This is a genomic window from Streptomyces sp. NPDC094448, assembly GCF_044763775.1.
Classification (GTDB): Bacteria; Actinomycetota; Actinomycetes; order Streptomycetales; family Streptomycetaceae; genus Streptomyces.
Window position 1 is genome coordinate 827,328 of record NZ_JBIWGU010000001.1, and the last position, 16,140, is coordinate 843,467.

Below are 16,140 nucleotides of genomic sequence, written 5' to 3' on the forward strand. Positions count from 1 at the left end.
GACGGGTCACGGTGCGCGACCAGGAACATCCGTACCGGCGCGGACGTTGAAGGATCACGGCGGAGGCGATCCGGGCGGCGGACCCCGGCCGTACGGGGCGGACCGCCCGTGCGGGTGATTCCGCCCCCGCACCGACGTATGCCGCGCACATAATGAGAAGACCCGACACAGGAGGTGCCGTGACCGGAGCCGGCTCACCCCGCACACTGCGATCCCGGCTGCGCGCCCTGCGCTCCGAGGCATTCGGCGCCGACCCCTCCGGGGCGCGACGGGAGCGGATCCTCAGCTCGCCGAACTTCGAGGACGGGTCGTTCCGGAATCCCGTGGGGGCCAGGACGAGGCCGTCCGGCGCGTCGATGGCCGAGTTCGCGAAGATCTACTTCCACAAGGAGGCGCGGGCCCGCAGATCCCCCGCCGGGCGGATCCCGGTCCACCCCGCCACCGCCGCCGACCTCGCGCGGCCGCCCGTGACCGGACTGCGGCTCACCTGGATGGGGCATTCCACCGTCCTCGCCGAGATCGACGGCCGCCGGGTCCTCTTCGACCCGGTCTGGGGCGAACGCTGTTCCCCCTTCTCCTTCGCCGGCCCCAAACGGCTCCACCCCGCCCCGCTGCCCCTCGCCGCCCTCGGCCCGGTCGACGCCGTGGTGATCTCCCACGACCACTACGACCATCTCGACCTCCCCACCATCAAGGCGCTCGCCTCGTCCGAGACGGTCTTCGCCGTCCCCCTCGGCGTCGGCGCCCATCTGGAACGCTGGGGCGTGCCGCCCGACCGGCTCCGCGAACTCGACTGGAACGAATCCGCCGACATCGCCGGACTGCGGTTCACCGCCACCCCCGCGCGGCACTTCTGCGGCCGCGGTCTCCGCAACCAGCAGCACACCCTCTGGGCCTCCTGGGTCGTCGCCGGGGCCGGCCACCGCGTCTACCACAGCGGTGACACCGGCTACTTCCCCGGCTTCCGGGAGATCGGCGCGGCATACGGCCCCTTCGACGCCACCATGATCCAGATCGGCGCCTACAGCGAGTACTGGCCCGATATCCACATGACCCCCGAAGAGGGCCTGCGCGCCCATCTCGACCTCCAGCGGACCGAGCCCACCGGAGTGATGCTCCCCATCCACTGGGGCACCTTCAATCTCGCGCCGCACCCCTGGGCCGAGCCCGCCGAGGGCAGCGTCGCCGCGGCCGCCCCCGTCGGCGCCCGGCTCGCCCTGCCGGTCCCGGGCCGGCCCTTCGAACCGACCACCGGGGACATCCCGCAGGACCAGTGGTGGCGAGCCGTCGCCACGGCACCCGCCGACGGCTGGCCCACCCCGTCCGGCCCCGGCCGCGCCCCGGCCGCCCCCGCACCGGACGGACCGTCGCCCGGCACGGACGGCCGGAAGGTCGCCCCCTCCGCCTAGGCCCTGTCCGGGCGAATCCCGTCCGGCCCGCGACGCCCGGGGGGCGGCCTGCCCCCACCCGTTCATCCGGCCCGATCCGAGGGAAACCCTGGGCCGCTCGCCGCCCTCCGGATCACCCGGCCGGGTGAGTGACGCTCCGTGTCGGCCACCCGGCGGCGGGCGATTCCCGTCCGCCCCTGACCCGGAGCGCCGCGATTCCGCGTTCGGTACGGGATCGGGCGAGCGCCCCCGCGCGCCCCGCGGGCACTGCACTCCCCGCCCGCCCCGCTCCGCCCGGCGGCGGCCGGAGGGCCGGGCGGGTGCGCCGTACCCGCGGCTCTCACGGAGGATCCGGCGCACCCCGCCCCGGCGCACCGCGGCCACCGACCCGCTACCCGCGGGATTCGCGCTGGGGTACGAGCCCTCATACCAGGGCGGGACGAACGGCAGGCAAGTTCGGCAACTGCCCTCCGCGCCCCACCCCGGCGCGACTACCGTGTGTTGCCGGTGATCAACAACGTGTGTCAGCTCGGAGGCCGTGAAACGCCGTCGGCCGACCAGCGGGACCCGGTCACCGTGCCCATCACCCAGTACGCGGTACGCCGAGGCCTGGGGAACCACGCACCGAGGACAGGGATGTCTCAACAACGCCCACCCGACCCCCGGACCGGCGGCCGTGACGGCGGCGGACGGCACGGCGGGCAGACCACCCGGCCCGGCCCGCAGACGGACGGACCCCGGCCCGCGCGTACCCGCCCCCCGCACCCGGCCCCCGGTCTGCGCCCGCAGCTGCTGCGCACGGCGGTCCTCCCGACGCTCGCCGCCGCACTGAGCGGCGCCACGGCCGTAGCGTTCACCGTCCAGACCACGGGCGCCCGTCCCTCCGCCGGTCTCTGGGCCACCCTGGCGGTCTCCGCCGTCCTCGCCATGGCCTCGGTCGCGGCCGCCGCGATCGGCGCCGACCGGCTGGCGACCGCCGTACTGTCCCGCGCCGCCGCTCTGCGCCGTACCGCCGAACGCGACCAGACGGAGCTGGCGGCCGTCGTCGAGAGCATCCGCCGCGGGGAGGGGCCGCCCCCGGCCCGTACCCCCGCACCCGAGGCCTCAGGCGACGACGAGTTCGACCTGCTCGCTCGGGAGCTGGGCCGACTCGGCCGGACCGCCGTCGCCGCCGTCGTCCAGGCGTCCCGGCTCTCCACCAGCGTCGGCAACGAACAGAAGGTCGAGGTCTTCGTCAATCTGGCCCGCCGGCTCCAGTCGCTGGTCCACCGGGAGATCCAGCTCCTCGACGAGCTGGAGAACGAGGTCGAGGACCCGGAGCTGCTCAAGGGCCTCTTCCACGTCGACCACCTCGCCACCCGCATCCGCCGCCACGCCGAGAACCTGGCGGTCCTCGGCGGGGCCGTATCGCGCCGGCAGTGGTCCCACCCCGTGACCATGACCGAGGTGCTGCGGTCCGCCATCGCCGAGGTCGAGCAGTACCCCCGGGTCAAACTCGTACCGCCGATCGACGGCACCCTCCGCGGCCATGCCGTCGCCGACGTCATCCATCTCCTCGCCGAACTGGTCGAGAACGCCACCCTCTTCTCCGCCCCCCACACCCAGGTGCTGCTCCGCGCCCAGTACGTCACGTCCGGGCTGGCCGTCGAGGTCGAGGACCGCGGCCTCGGCATGCCCTCCGACGAGCAGGCCAGGATGAACGCCCTCCTCGCGGACCCCGACCAGGTGAACGTCGCGCATCTCCTCCAGGACGGGCGCATCGGACTCTTCGTCGTCTCCGCCTTGGCCCGCCGCCACGGCATCGCGGTACGGCTCCGGACCAATATCTACGGCGGAGTGCAGGCCGTCCTGGTCCTGCCGCAGGGCCTGCTCGGCACCGACCCGGAGGGACTGCGGACCGGCAGCGGTCTCGCGGCGTCCCCGTCGGGCCGCACCCGCCGGGCCCGTACCGGCTTCGACGCCCCCCTCCCCGTAACCGCAGGCATCCCGGCACCGGCCGGCGAGCGCGGGACGGGACTCCGCACCGCACCGCACACCGTGCCCCGGCCCGCCGGGCCGCTGCCCGTGCGCACCGAGAACCCCGTCCGGCGAAACCCGGCCACCGCCGCACTTGCGGGCGCCCCCCAACACCCGTTCCCTACCTCCGCCGAGCAGGACTTCCCCCGCTACGAACCGGTCTACGAACCCCGCCACGCCGCCCCGGCCGACCCCGGGGAACCCGAGCGGCCGCGGCTGCCCCGGCGGCGTGTCCAGGAACACATCGTTCCGCAGCTGCGCACCCCCCCGCCGCCCCGGCGGCCCGACGAGAACGCCGTCCACGACCCCGGACTGATGGCCGCCTTCCAACGCGGTATCACCCTGGCCGAAGCAGCGGACGCCGAACACCGCCAGGAGCAGCAGCACCTCTCCCTGCCGCCCCTCGAAACCCCGACCGCCTCGCACGCCCCCCTGACCGCGCCGGGTGATCCGCGGCGCAACGACACCACGACCAAGGAGTAGATGCACGATGGCGAGCGACGTGCCGAACGGCCCCGTGCCGGATCTCGACTGGCTGCTCAGCGGCCTCGTCCAGCGTGTGCCGTACACCCGGAACGCGGTCCTGCTGTCCTCCGACGGGCTGGTGAAGTCCGTCCACGGTCTCGACCAGGACGCCGCCGACCATATGGCGGCCCTCGCCTCCGGCCTCTACTCCCTGGGCCGCAGCGCCGGCGCCCGCTTCGGCGACGGGGGCGAGGTCCGCCAGGTGGTCGTCGAACTGGACTCCACCCTGCTGTTCGTCTCCACCGCCGGCTCCGGCACCTGCCTCGCGGTGCTCGCGGGCCGGGAGGCCGATGCGGCCGTCCTCGGCTACGAGATGGCGATGCTGGTGAAGAGCGTACGGCCGTATCTGATCACTCCGGCCCGTCAGCAGGCCGGAGCCGTCGGCGTCCCGGGGCACTGAGGCCGGTGCCGCTTCCCCTCGACCGCCCGTTGCTCGACGACGCGGCGGGCAAACTGATCCGTCCGTACACCGTCAGCGGCGGCCGTACCCACCCCACTGCCGCCCTGGATCTGCTCAGCCTGGTCCTGGCGACCGGAGCCGCCCCCGGCGCACAGACCGGCCCCGAGCACCTCCAGGCGCTCGCCCTGTGCCGCGGCGCCCTCACGGTCGCCGAACTCTCGGCCCATCTGAAACTGCCCGTCGCCGTCACCAAGGTCCTCGTCTCCGACCTCGTCGACGGGGGAGCGATCACCGTGCGGCCACCGCACCACCACGACCACCCCACCGACCGTTCTCTGCTGGAGGCAGTGCTTGATGGCCTACGACGACGGCTGTGAACCGGACGGCCCACCGATCCGGACCCCGGTCCCGCCCGCGGGCCGGGGGACCGAAGACGCCCGGTACGGCTCCGCGGAGCCGTACCCCGCGGCTCCGGGTCCGGCCCCCGGTCCCGCCGGCGGCGTCCCGGTGTCCACCACCGGCCGCGACTCCTTCCCCGCCGCGCTGAAGATCCTCGTCGCGGGCGGGTTCGGCGTCGGCAAGACGACATTCGTGGGCGCGGTGAGCGAAATCGACCCGCTGAGCACCGAGGAACTGCTCAGCCAGGCCGGTGTCACCACCGATCACCTCGACGGAATCGAATCCAAGACCACCACGACCGTCGCGATGGACTTCGGCCGGATCACCCTCGACGACCGCCATGTCCTCTATCTCTTCGGCACTCCCGGCCAGGAGCGCTTCTGGTTCATGTGGGACGAACTGTCGGAGGGCGCGCTCGGCGCGGTCGTCCTCGCCGACACCCGACGGCTGGCGGACGCTTTCTCCGCGGTCGACTTCTTCGAGGCCCGCGGTATCGGCTTCGCCGTCGCCGTCAACGAATTCGACGGCTCCTACCGCTACGGCGCCGAGGAGGTACGCACGGCGATGGACCTCAAGCCCGATGTGCCGATCGTGCTGTGCGATGCCCGGATCGCCAGCTCCGGGATCGGCACCCTGGTCACCCTGGTCCAGTACCTGCTCACCGCCGCCGCGGTCCCGGCCTCCGTCCGGAGCTGGGGAGTGACCTCGTGATCTACGACCCGACCAGCAGCCTGCTGCTCACCCCGGTCGACCGGGAGGCACCGGAGCGGACCCGGCGGCTGCGGACCCTGGGCCTCGGTGACCGTCCGGACGCCTGCTTCGACGCCTTCGCCCACCGGCTGGCCGACGTCTTCGCCGCTCCGTACTCCATCGTGAACTTCATCGACGAGAACCGGCAGTTCTTCGCCGGGCTGCACACCCCCGCGGACACCCACCGCGGCAGTGACCTCACGGCGGCGGCCGCGGCCGCCGCGGGCTCCTCCGGCGGTGTCGGCCGGGTCATGGCCCGGGACCACGGCTACTGCCCGCATGTGGTGGTCCGGCGCAAGGCCCTGGTCCTGGAGGACGTCTGCGACTACCCCCGGTTCGCCGGCAATCCCGTCGTCGACGAGATCGGCGTCCGCTCCTATCTCGGCGCCCCGCTGATCGACCGTACGGGTATGACCCTCGGCACCGTCTGCGTCGTCGACACGGAGCCCCGCCCGTGGGGCCGGGCGGGCCTGGAGAACATCAAGGCCATGGCCGGTGAGCTGGTGGAGGAGATCCACCGCCGCGAGGAGGGCCTGATCTGATCCGTGGGGTACGGGGCGGGCTCCCGGCCGCGCTCGGGAGCGGGTGTCGGTGCCGCGTCGTACCGTCGTGCCATGGCCACCGCCGACGACGTACGCCGTATCGCGCTCTCCCTGCCCGGCGCCCTGGAGAAGCTCGCCTGGGGCATGCCGACCTTCCGGCTGGCCGACCGCGGCCGGGTCTTCGCCGCCCTCGACGAGGACGACCGCTCCATCGGGGTGAAGTGCCCCAAGGACGAGCGGGCCGAGCTGATCGCCGCCGAACCGGACAAATTCTTCCTCCGCCCCGGCCACGACGACAACTACGCCTGGCTGCGGGTCCGCCTGGCGGCCCTGGACGGCGACGCCGAGCTGTACGCGATCCTGCTGGACTCCTGGCGCCAGGCCGCCCCGCGCACCCTCCTCACGGCCCACCCGGACCTCGCCACCCCACCCCGTCCCTGAGCCCTCGGGCCGCCACCGAATGTGACCTCCCGGTCACGCCGTGCCCCGGCCGGTAAGCCGTTCGTGACCACGGCTTGGAGTGCGGTATTGTTCTCATGCGCGTTCGGCCCGGGGGAAACCCCAGGTCAGGCGGGTAACGGGACGTGGCGCAGCTTGGTAGCGCACTTGACTGGGGGTCAAGGGGTCGCAGGTTCAAATCCTGTCGTCCCGACTTGTGTTTTTGCAGGTCGCAGGCGGTATCGGAGGAATCCGGTACCGCCTTTCCGCCGTTTTTGGGGAGCGGTTGGGGACCACATGGTCCAGCGGCGCCTTCCGGGGGCGGGAGTGGTCTGCCGGCGGACGGTCCAGATTCACTTGGTGGTGTCGATGTCGGCGACGCGGATGCCGGAGACTTCGCCGATGCGGGCTGCGGTGGCTGCGGCGAAGACGACGACGTGGCGACCGTAGCCGCTCCGGCTACTGGACCGATCCGGTCGGTGAACTCCAGCCGGTCGTCGTCGGTGGCGAGTTCCACCTTGTTGTCAGCCGCCATCTGACCGCGGGTCTTGATGCCGCCCGCCTCCTGACCGGGCTCCGCGGTTGAAGGCACGCTCTGCTTGAACTCGCCGTTCGCCCGTCCTCGCAGTCCCTCCCAGGACGCCGGCCCGGCTTCCCACCTCACTGTGCAAGACCATGATCGGCGGTTGTGGTCCTTCCTGCTCGTCCTTCTCTCCCACAGGCACGGTGACGATGTGCACGCCCGGCTCGGCAATGAACCTTCACATGGCCGTCCACGGCCGCGGCCCTGCCGGAAAGATCACCTCGCGGCCGACCGGGAGGGGAGTAGTGACCGCCGCCTGGTGTCCACACTGTCCGAGAGCTTCTCTTGAACACCCCGAATAGGATCGGGCGAATGACCGCGACTTCTGCCGACCTCCTGTCCCAGGCCCTCAATGCCCAGGCAGAGCCACCTCTGCGGCTGCTGCCTCCGGCAGTGGCTGAACTTCTGTGCTCTCTGGATGCCCCGCCACGTCTGGCGGCACATCTGCGCGCGGTTCACGACGTCGCCGTCGAACTCACCAACTGGGTGGGGGAGCGGCATCCCGGTCTCGCCTTCGACTGCGACGCCGTCCACTTCGGCGCGGCCACACACGATGTGGGAAAGATCCGGCACCCCGGAGAACTCACCGGCCCGGGCTCGGCACACGAACAGGCCGGCCGTGACCTGCTGCTGGATTACGGGTTCCCTCCGGACCTGGCCCGGTTCGCCGCCACTCATGCCGGATGGGCTGCTCCGGCCGTGACCATCGAGGACCTTCTGGTCGCCGCGGCCGACAAGGTGTGGAAGGACAAGCGCGTCCCTGTCCTCGAAGAACGGCTCGCCCGGACTCTGGCCGGGGCAGCGGGTCGGGAGCCCTGGGAGGAGTTCCTCGCTCTCGACGACCTTCTCACCCGCATCGGCGCAGCCGCCGGCGGCCGTCTGGCCTTCCAGTCGGCTTTTCCCGCCCGCAAACACTGATTGGCCAGGCGTCTGCAGAGACTGTTCCTTGAACTACAGGCGCGCGGCGCGGCGATGCTGCCCCCGGCTGAGCCCACCGCATCCCGATCGCGGACAGCTGCTCCACCCGCTCCGGTGTGAGTGCCGCGGTCCGACTGCACTGCTTTCCGATCCATGCTCCGAGCCGGATTCCCTGTTTCTCCTGGTCCTCGCCGACGATCCGTTCGATTTCAGGTAAAGCCGGTGCTCAAGCCCCTCATCAGCGGTCCGTCGATGTTCCGGGCCCGGTGACAGTACTCCCCGGATCATGAAAAGCAAGGGGGAAGTCATGCCGGACCCGAAGGCCGGAGGCCCCATTGCGGAGGGAGTGGGGGCAAGGAGAGCTGAGGCAACCAGTTGGGCCTCCAGGCGCACTGCGGTGGCTGCGCACCGGGCGTCCGGCAGGGTGAGCACGTACCCGGCCCGGGGCGGCCTCTTCGATCAGCGTCAGTGCGATGGCGCTGTCCTGTGCCAGTGTGGCCCGCTGCTTGGCCGGGCCGGGCATGCGGACGCCGAGTGTGGCCAGGTCGGCGAGCAGCGCATCGGCAGAAAGGGGTCCGGGCTGCCATTCAGTGGCGGATGGAGTACTCCGTCACAACCATTGGGCGGATCCTGGCCTGGCGCACAACGGGTGGGGGCGGAAACCCGTCCACGGGCGGTGATACCGGCCTCCCGCAGGGCGGCGAACGCGCGGGTGAGCCGCTCCGGGTCGGTCTCGCCCTGCCATTCGGCCTGCTCCGCGAGACGATCCAGCCACATTCGGCCGACCAACGCCTCAGCCTGCTTGCGCGATACGGGTCGACGATCCGCAGTGACCAGGTACTCCTCGGCCGGCTCCGCCGGCCCGGTGCGGTCGGCGTAACCGCCGGCCGGCACCTCGCGGACACGCTTCTCCAACTCCAGACGCTCGTCTCACCGCGACCGGGTGGCCGTGCGCCAAGTGCAGGTGCGGGCAGTGGTGACGGGGACGACAAAGTTCTATCGGGGCTGGGCAGAGGGCCGGCGGCACACAGGCAACAGGCGAGGCCCGCGGCGACGGGTGGTCGGCTCGGCCTCGGGGACTGCCAGGTGAAGTGCCGATGAGGTTTGTGTCTTTCAGGGGTTGAGAGAGGCCGGCGCGGTGGCGGGACCTCAAGCCGGGTGACCGCCCCTTCCTGCTGCGTGCCATCCAGCTGCCCCCCAGTCCGGGACTCCCGATGTCCCGGGACATCGGGACATCGGGCCCATGCGTTCGGGACTCGCGCTACGCCATATTCCGAGGGCGGGTCAGCCGGACAGCAGGGGCGGGCAGTATCCACGGTCCGACGGCCCCAGGACCGGCCTTCGTCACTGGAAGGAGGAGTACTTGTGAACAGAGGAGTTGGCGCGGCCCCGGTGGCCGGTGCGGTCGCCGCTGCCGAGATGAAGGACTCGTAGCCGGTGGGGGAGGTGGACGACCACACCGGCCGGCACGGCGAGACGCCGGCCGGGCGCGGGGTTTCCTGCTCATCAGCTCTGCTACCTGCTCGTCGCACAACAACCAGGGGGACGCATGACCCGCAACGGCCCTGCTCAGATCGTTTGGGACATTACGTACACCTGTCCACTGCGCTGCGTCCACTGCTACTCCGAATCCGGACGGCGCCCGGCGCGCCAACTCGACCTCGACGGAATGCTGCGGGTCGCCGACGGACTCATCGAACTCGGACCCGACAGCATCGCCCTGGCAGGCGGCGAACCCCTCCTGGTCAACGGGGTTTTCGACGTGGCGGAACGACTCGCGCAGGCAGGCATCGAGATCATCCTCTACACCGGCGGCTGGTCACTGGAGCCGTGGATGACCGAGCCCATCGCCCGCCTCTTCTCCCGGGTCAGCGTCAGCATCGACGGCGGCACCCCCGAGGTGCACGACCGGATCCGGGGCCGGTCCGGCTCGTACGACCGCGCCATGCGGGCCCTCGGCCTGCTGGACGAAGCGGCCCGCCATCGCCGCGGGACACAGGAGCGGGAGCCGTGGCTCGGCATCGACTACGTCGTCGTCCGAACCAACTTCCCCCAGATGGGCCAGTTGTGCACCACCGTCGCGGACCGCTTCCCGGAACTCGGGTTCGTCTTCTTCGGGGCGGCCGTGCCCGCCGGCCTGGCCAGCCGCACCGGATTCCAGCACCACCAGCTCATCTCCGACGCACAGGCCGGAGAACTCGCCGAGGGCGAACTCGCCGCCCGGCTGCAGACCCTCGTACCCGACAACCTCACCGTACGCACCACGGACAACTCCTTCCTCTGGATGTACGACGTTGCCGTCACCGAGGGCGGCGGGTTCCACGCCCTCCAGGTGGAGCCCGACGGCGCGGTGCGGGCCATGCCGATCTACGAAGGCACGGTGGGCAGCCTGCTGACGGACCCACCCGCCGAACTCTGGCAGCGGGCGGTCGCGCGCTGGAGCGACCCCTACGTCGTCGAGACCCTCGCCCCGGTGCGGACCATGGCCGGCTGGGCGGAGGCCACCCGCGCTCTCGACCAGCGCTTCGCCGCACCGGAAGACCTGGCGCGCATCGACCGCCGCCCCGCCTACGCGGCACCCGGCTGCTGACTCCGGATGAGAAACCCGGTGGACTCCTTGGACCGCTCCGACGGGACCGGCCCCGACCAACTGCTGACCGGCATCGTGCGGGCGCGGCTCGAAAGCCGCGCGGACAGGAACCGATGGCGGGTGATCGACGACAGCGGGTTCTGGTGCCGGGTGACCCCCGCAGGCCGCCCGCTGCGCCCCCAGGGGTGGAAACTGCACCTCTCCGCCACACCGCTGTCCGCACCGTACGTCCTGGCCCGGGCCGCCGACGTCCTGATCCGGCACCGCGTCGCCTTCAAATTCGCCACCACCGTGGACCGGGTGCGCGAGCTGGTGTCCCGGCATGCGGGCCGCAGCAGTGGCGGGAAGTTCCTCACCGTCTACCCCGAGTGCGACGACGACCGGCTCCGTGAACTCGCCGAAGCGCTGCACCAGGCCACCCTGGGCCTCCCGGGACCCGGCATCCTCTCGGACCGGCGGTACCGCGCCGACAGCCTCCTGCACTACCGGTACGGAGCCTTCGGCGGCGTACCCGTACTGGGGAACGACGGGACCTACGAGTCCTTCCTGATCGCTCCGGACGGGTCCCTTGTACCGGATCAGCGCAAGGCCTGGTTCACTCCACCGTCCTGGGCGCCGCGCGACCCCTTCCTCCTTGCCGGCCCGGCAGAGACTCCTGCCCAGGACCCAGGTGCCTCCGCTTCACGCCCCCGTCCCGGACCCGTACTCCTCGACGGCAGATACCTGGTCCGAGGGGTCATCCGGCACTCGTACCACGGCGGGGTGTACCGCGGCACCGACCGCCGCACCGGCACCGACGTCATCATCAAACAAGCCCGGCCGCACACCGGCGCCGAGCTGACCGGGAGCGACGTTCGCGATCTGCGGCGACACGAGGCCCGGATGCTGGAACTGCTGGAGCCGACCGGACTGAGCGCCCGCCCCCTCGGGCTGTTCGAACAACAAGGAGACCTGTTCCTGGTCCAGGAAGCCCTACCCGGTGTCTCACTGCGCCGATGGGTGGTCCAGAACCTCACCCTCAACGGCGACACCTGGGGCCCCGCCCCGCAGGAGGCCCGACGGCTGGCGCACGGGCTGGCCGCGCTGATGTCGGCTGCGCATGCGCAGGGCCTGGTCCTGCGGGACTTCAACCCCAGCAATGTCATGGTCGCCCCGGACGGCTCCGTACGGCTGATCGACCTGGAACTGGTGGCGCGCCCCGGGGACTGCGTAGGTCGCGCGGGCACTCCCGGATACGCCGCGCCCGAACAGCGCCACGCGCTCTCCTTCGGGCCTGCACCGGGCCCGCCCGCCGACCTGCACGGCCTGGGCGCCACCTTCTTCTACCTGGTGACCGGCCTGGACCCGGTCCTGCCCGCCGACGAACCGCCAATCCGCCCGACCGGAGACCGGATCGGAACGTGGCTGGAGCGGCTCGCCGTCACCAACCCGGCAGCCCTGCAGCTCAGCGAGATCATCCTGGAACTGATGCGCGAGGACCCCGGGCGGCGGCCCCCGCTGGAGGAGGTGTCGACCCGCCTCGCCGACACCTCACAGCCGCACCCTCCGCCCTGCCGAGAGCCCGCCCAGGAAGCAGCAGGCCGAACCGAGGCCGCGTTCACCGAGGCGGACCTGAAACCCCTCATCGCCGATGCCGTCGAGTACCTCCTCGCGACGATGGACCCCCAGGATCCGGATCGGCTCTGGCCCTCGGGGACATTCGGCGCCACCACCGACCCGTTCGCCGTGCAACACGGCGCAGCCGGGATACTTGAGGTCCTCGTCCGTGCTTATCAGGCCGAGCCGGACCCAGCACTGCGGCAGGCGGTGACCACCGCTGCGACGTGGATCGGCCGCCACGTGACGCGTGAACCGCGCACGCTGCCCGGTCTTCACTTCGGACGGTCCGGCACCGCATGGGCACTGCTGGACGCGGGACTGGCCCTGGACGCTCCGGCATTGGTTCAGCAGGCCCGCGATCTGAGCTTCCGCATACCCACGGCCTGCCCGAACCCCGACGTCTGCCACGGTGCCTCCGGGGCCGGACTGGCCCTGCTGAGGTTCTGGGAGGCTACCGGCGAGGCCGCTTTCCTGGACCGGGCCCGCCAAGCGGCCGACACCGTCACCGCCGCGGCCGAACACCACGACGGCGGAATCCACTGGCCCGTCCCCGCCGACTACCCGTCCGCCCTCGCCGGGGTGAGCCACTACGGCTTCGCCCATGGGACAGCCGGTGTGGGCGCGTTCCTGCTGGCAGCGGCCCGAGCCACCGGGGACGGTACGTACGCCGAACAGGCCGATGCCGCGGCCCGGACCCTGGCAGCCGCAGCCCAGGTCGAGGACGGCGCCGCCCACTGGCCGACGGCAGAAAACGACCGGCGGTACAAGACCCACTGGTGCAGCGGGTCCTCGGGGATCGGCACCTTCCTGCTGAGGTACTGGCAGACCAGCGGCGAGCAGCAGTACCTGGACCTGGCGGCTCAGGCGGCGGAAGCGGTGTTCCGGGCGCGCCGGCATGTATCGCCCGCCCAGTGCCACGGACTGGCCGGTGACGGGGACTTCCTCCTCGACCTCGCCCAGGCCACCGGCGACGACCACTATCGCGACGCGGCCGGCCGGCTCGCCGCCTGCATCCACCACCGGTACGCCCTGCACCACGGACGGCGCCTCGCCCCGGACGAAACCGGCACGGCCGTGGTGGCCGACTACGCCACCGGTCTCAGCGGCGTCCTCGCCTTCCACCTCCGTCTCCGCCACGGCGGACCGCGCCTGTGGCAACCCGGCCTGCTGACCGGTCACGCCCCGGCAGCCACCTTCTGACCGGCCGTTCCCGACCGGCCGCCCCACCCGTGCCACCGCGGGCCGACCCGCTGCGGCACGGTCACCCACCCTCAGCCGCCGTACAAGAGAAGGGAGGTGAAGACCATGGACACCGAACCGGAGTACAGCGTGGACGCCCTGCAGATGCTGCAGGAGGAGGAGGCCGACCTCGGCCTGTTCCCGTGCACGGTCACGACGACATGTGACATCAGGACCCTCTGAGATCCCCCGATGGCTCCGGTCCGCCCGTCGCACCCGGCAGGCGGACCGGAGCGCGCCGGCTCACCACGGACCAGCAGGAGGCGGACAGGGACTGCGCTCTCCTGGTGCAGACCCGGGAACGCAGCACGGTCCTCGGTGAACCTCGGGCCTCAGGAGAGCCCCGGCCCGCCGGAGTCGACGACGGCGGAGCCGGGCTCATTCCCTGGGGGACGTTCGAGGGCGCCGGAAACTGTCCGAAACCACCGCAGCCATCGGCCGGGAGGTTGTGGCCGCGCTGGAAACAGCCGGCCTCCGGACCCGCCCGCCGGGAAATGACCGCAGCCGGCCGTTGCTTCAGCGCTGGCGGGGTGATGATGGAGATGTGGAGGTGGTGGGCATGGACGGAACACGCCGTCTGCCCGAAGGCGCCGTGCCGCTGGTGGTCGGGGCGCTCGCGATCACGGCCGAGGCGGTGGCTTTCATCGTTCCGGCGCCGGTCCGCCCGCGGACGGGCTTGGCCACCGGCATCGCGGTGGCACTGCTGGTGCTGCTGTGGTGCGCGAGGACGATCAGGCGCCGTGCGGCGGCGAGGCACCGGAGCCGGACGGCGGACCGTACCGGCGGCTATGAGGGAGACCAGGGTGGTGAGTGGTTCCCTCCCGGGTACCTGGAGGGCCTTCCGGCCGGCGAGGCGTGCGGGGGTGCCGGATCGGTCCGTGTCGAGGAGGCGTGGGTCTTCGCCCGGCACGGCTACGGAGTGGGATGGCTGACCCGTCATCTGGAGATTCCTCACGAGGTGGCGGAAGCGCTGGTGCGCGCGGCCCGTGAGCGGGCGGCCGGCGCGTCCGCCGGGTCAGCCGGTGCCCAGGCGGACGGCCTTGAGCAGCAGGAGCAGGGCGCCCAGCAGCAGATAGCCGCGGAGCAGGATCATTCCGGCCCGTCGGCCCGCTGACCACCGCGCGGGGGCGAGCAGCGCCACGGGGGGCATGCGCCAGGCGGCCTTGTCCACGGCGGGCACCGGGAAGGCACGGGGGCGGCTCGTGCGGTGGCGGTAGGTGACCGCGAAGAAGGTCGCCGAGACCGCGGTGAAGGTTCCGGTGAGCCAGAGGAGGATCCGGCCGGCGTCGAGGCCGGGGAAGAGCGTCGAGACCATCAGGGTGCCGGAGAGCAGCAGGAGGACGGCGACGATGAGCCCGGCGAGGACGTTGAGCCAGCGGGGGTTGGCCCAGGGGCCGAGGACCTCGGGGTCGTTGCAGAGCAGCAGCAGGAAGACGGTGGCCGATGGCAGCAGCAGCCCGGCCAGGGCCTGGACGGCTTCCGTGATGACCCCGAGGGGGGCGCCGGGGATGAGCACGATGGACGCGGCGGCGAGGACGAGGAGGGTGTAGGAGAGGTAGAAGGGGCGGGCTTCCCGGAAGCCCCTGCGCAGGGAGTGCCGCAGGCGGAAGACGTCGCCGAAGGCGTAGCTGGTGGCGAGGGTGACGGCGGCGGCGCCGATGATGCTGGCGTCGAGCAGGACGACGGCGAACATCACCCCGAGTGCGCTGCTGTGGTCGCCGAGGGCGTGGGCGATGCCGGCTGCGTCGGTGAAGTGCCCTTGGGCCGGGGTGCCCCGGACGGCGAAGTCGGCGATCATCATGAGCGCGGCGGCGCCGGCCACGACGACGAGGGAGCCGAGGAAGGTGTCGGCGCGTTCGTAGCCGATGAAGCGCGGGGTGATGCGTTTGTCGATGACGTTGGACTGCTGGAAGAAGAGCTGCCAGGGCGCGACGGTGGTGCCCACGATGGCGATGACGAGCAGGATGGCGTCACCGGTGATGCCGCCCTGGACGCCGGGGACGACGAAGTCGTGGGCGGCCTCTACCCAGCGGGGTTCACTGAGCAGGGTGAGCGGGACAATGAGCAGGCTGATGGCGATGAAGACGAACATCGACCGTTCCCAGCGGTGGAAGGCGCCGCTGGTGGTGACCGCGATCAGCAGGACCGCCGCCAGCGGTACGGCCACGTACCGGGGCACGCCGAGGTAGGAGGCGGCGAGGGAGACGCCGATGAACTCCGTCACGATGGTGAGGAAGTTCAGGACGAACAGGTCGCCGACGCTGAACCAGCCCCAGAACCGTCCGAAGCGTTCCATGATGAGCCGGGCGTGGCCCACGCCGGTGACGGCGCCGAGGCGGACCACCATCTCCTGGTTCACCACCAGGACCGGGATCAGCAGGAGCAGTACCCAGAGCAGGGAGTAGCCGTAGTTCTGCCCGGCCTGAGCGTAGGTGGCGACGCCTCCGGCATCATTGTCGCCCACCATCACGATCAGTCCCGGGCCGGTGACGGCCAGTATCGTCATCATCCGGGCACGCAGACCGCCTCTGTCGCCCGCGTCGGCGCGCACCCGGCCGAGCGCGCCGCGGATCTCGTCCACCTCGGCCGGCGCCTTCCGGAGTGAAACCTTGGGCGCAGGGCGCGCGGCCTGCGCCCGCGGCGGCTGTCCCGATGCCTTCTGCGCCGGTCCGGGCGGGCTCGGGGGCCCGCCTTCAGCCGGTGGCCGCGAGGGCTGCCGTCCTGTGTGGCGTTCTGCCTCTCCGCCGTGCTGT

The 16,140-nt window shown here is 71.8% G+C and carries 12 protein-coding genes, 1 tRNA gene and 1 pseudogene; 12 read left to right on the top strand and 2 right to left on the bottom strand.

Translation table 11 applies throughout. The features are described 5' to 3' along the window. The first annotated feature begins 179 nt into the window (after positions 1-179). From ACIQ9E_RS03380 to ACIQ9E_RS03420, 9 genes are all read left to right on the top strand, one after another. The gene (locus ACIQ9E_RS03380) at positions 180-1,409 is read left to right on the top strand and encodes an MBL fold metallo-hydrolase (RefSeq protein ID WP_403701152.1); all 1,230 of its coding nucleotides are present in this window, start codon (positions 180-182) and stop codon (positions 1,407-1,409) included. Between the two features lie 615 nt (positions 1,410-2,024). Beyond that, positions 2,025-3,887: an ATP-binding protein gene (locus ACIQ9E_RS03385; RefSeq protein WP_403701155.1), complete on the top strand. Its 1,863-nt coding sequence runs from the start codon at positions 2,025-2,027 to the stop codon at positions 3,885-3,887. Positions 3,888-3,894: 7 nt separating this feature from the next. After that, positions 3,895-4,329: a roadblock/LC7 domain-containing protein gene (locus tag ACIQ9E_RS03390; RefSeq protein WP_366257377.1), complete on the top strand. Its 435-nt coding sequence runs from the start codon at positions 3,895-3,897 to the stop codon at positions 4,327-4,329. A gap of 5 nt (positions 4,330-4,334) precedes the next feature. Then, on the top strand, positions 4,335-4,706 hold the full coding sequence (locus ACIQ9E_RS03395) for a DUF742 domain-containing protein (RefSeq protein WP_403701158.1): 372 nt from the start codon (positions 4,335-4,337) through the stop codon (positions 4,704-4,706). After that, a complete protein-coding gene (locus ACIQ9E_RS03400) occupies positions 4,684-5,439 on the top strand; it encodes a GTP-binding protein (RefSeq protein ID WP_403701161.1) in 756 nt (251 codons plus the stop codon). The genes ACIQ9E_RS03395 and ACIQ9E_RS03400 overlap by 23 nt, the downstream gene beginning before the upstream one ends. Further along, positions 5,436-6,020, top strand: coding sequence for a GAF domain-containing protein (locus tag ACIQ9E_RS03405; protein ID WP_403701164.1), 585 nt, complete (start codon positions 5,436-5,438; stop codon positions 6,018-6,020). The genes ACIQ9E_RS03400 and ACIQ9E_RS03405 overlap by 4 nt, the downstream gene beginning before the upstream one ends. A 72-nt stretch (positions 6,021-6,092) precedes the next feature. Continuing rightward, positions 6,093-6,461 (top strand): MmcQ/YjbR family DNA-binding protein, encoded by a 369-nt coding sequence (locus ACIQ9E_RS03410; RefSeq protein ID WP_403701167.1) that lies wholly within the window; start codon positions 6,093-6,095, stop codon positions 6,459-6,461. A gap of 137 nt (positions 6,462-6,598) precedes the next feature. Next, positions 6,599-6,672 (top strand) — tRNA-Pro (locus ACIQ9E_RS03415). A gap of 681 nt (positions 6,673-7,353) precedes the next feature. Continuing rightward, positions 7,354-7,959 (top strand): HD domain-containing protein, encoded by a 606-nt coding sequence (locus ACIQ9E_RS03420; RefSeq protein WP_403701170.1) that lies wholly within the window; start codon positions 7,354-7,356, stop codon positions 7,957-7,959. A 642-nt stretch (positions 7,960-8,601) separates the two neighbouring features. On the opposite strand, the pseudogene ACIQ9E_RS03425 reads toward ACIQ9E_RS03420, so the two are convergent. Then, a pseudogene (locus ACIQ9E_RS03425) lies at positions 8,602-8,886 on the bottom strand (DUF6891 domain-containing protein); the annotation flags it as partial. Between the two features lie 622 nt (positions 8,887-9,508). Here ACIQ9E_RS03425 and ACIQ9E_RS03430 point away from each other — a divergent pair. From ACIQ9E_RS03430 to ACIQ9E_RS03440, 3 genes are all read left to right on the top strand, one after another. Next, positions 9,509-10,549 (top strand): radical SAM protein, encoded by a 1,041-nt coding sequence (locus ACIQ9E_RS03430; RefSeq protein ID WP_403701173.1) that lies wholly within the window; start codon positions 9,509-9,511, stop codon positions 10,547-10,549. Positions 10,550-10,567: 18 nt separating this feature from the next. Then, complete coding sequence (gene lanL / locus ACIQ9E_RS03435; RefSeq protein WP_403701176.1) at positions 10,568-13,348, top strand: class IV lanthionine synthetase LanL; 2,781 nt, start codon at positions 10,568-10,570, stop codon at positions 13,346-13,348. Between the two features lie 598 nt (positions 13,349-13,946). Beyond that, a complete protein-coding gene (locus ACIQ9E_RS03440; protein ID WP_403701179.1) occupies positions 13,947-14,501 on the top strand; it encodes a hypothetical protein in 555 nt (184 codons plus the stop codon). On the opposite strand, the gene ACIQ9E_RS03445 is transcribed toward ACIQ9E_RS03440, so the two are convergent. Next, positions 14,403-15,968 (bottom strand): NRAMP family divalent metal transporter, encoded by a 1,566-nt coding sequence (locus tag ACIQ9E_RS03445; protein WP_403701182.1) that lies wholly within the window; start codon positions 15,966-15,968, stop codon positions 14,403-14,405. The two genes, ACIQ9E_RS03440 and ACIQ9E_RS03445, sit on opposite strands and share 99 nt — an antisense overlap. Positions 15,969-16,140: the final 172 nt, after the last annotated feature.

Coding starts and splice junctions, on each gene's coding strand:
- ACIQ9E_RS03410 (WP_403701167.1), top strand. CDS start 6,093: ATGGCCACCGCCGACGACGTACGCCGTATCGCGCTCTCCCTGCCCGGC.
- ACIQ9E_RS03430 (WP_403701173.1), top strand. CDS start 9,509: ATGACCCGCAACGGCCCTGCTCAGATCGTTTGGGACATTACGTACACC.
- ACIQ9E_RS03385 (WP_403701155.1), top strand. CDS start 2,025: ATGTCTCAACAACGCCCACCCGACCCCCGGACCGGCGGCCGTGACGGC.
- ACIQ9E_RS03390 (WP_366257377.1), top strand. CDS start 3,895: ATGGCGAGCGACGTGCCGAACGGCCCCGTGCCGGATCTCGACTGGCTG.
- ACIQ9E_RS03420 (WP_403701170.1), top strand. CDS start 7,354: ATGACCGCGACTTCTGCCGACCTCCTGTCCCAGGCCCTCAATGCCCAG.
- ACIQ9E_RS03400 (WP_403701161.1), top strand. CDS start 4,684: ATGGCCTACGACGACGGCTGTGAACCGGACGGCCCACCGATCCGGACC.
- ACIQ9E_RS03440 (WP_403701179.1), top strand. CDS start 13,947: ATGGACGGAACACGCCGTCTGCCCGAAGGCGCCGTGCCGCTGGTGGTC.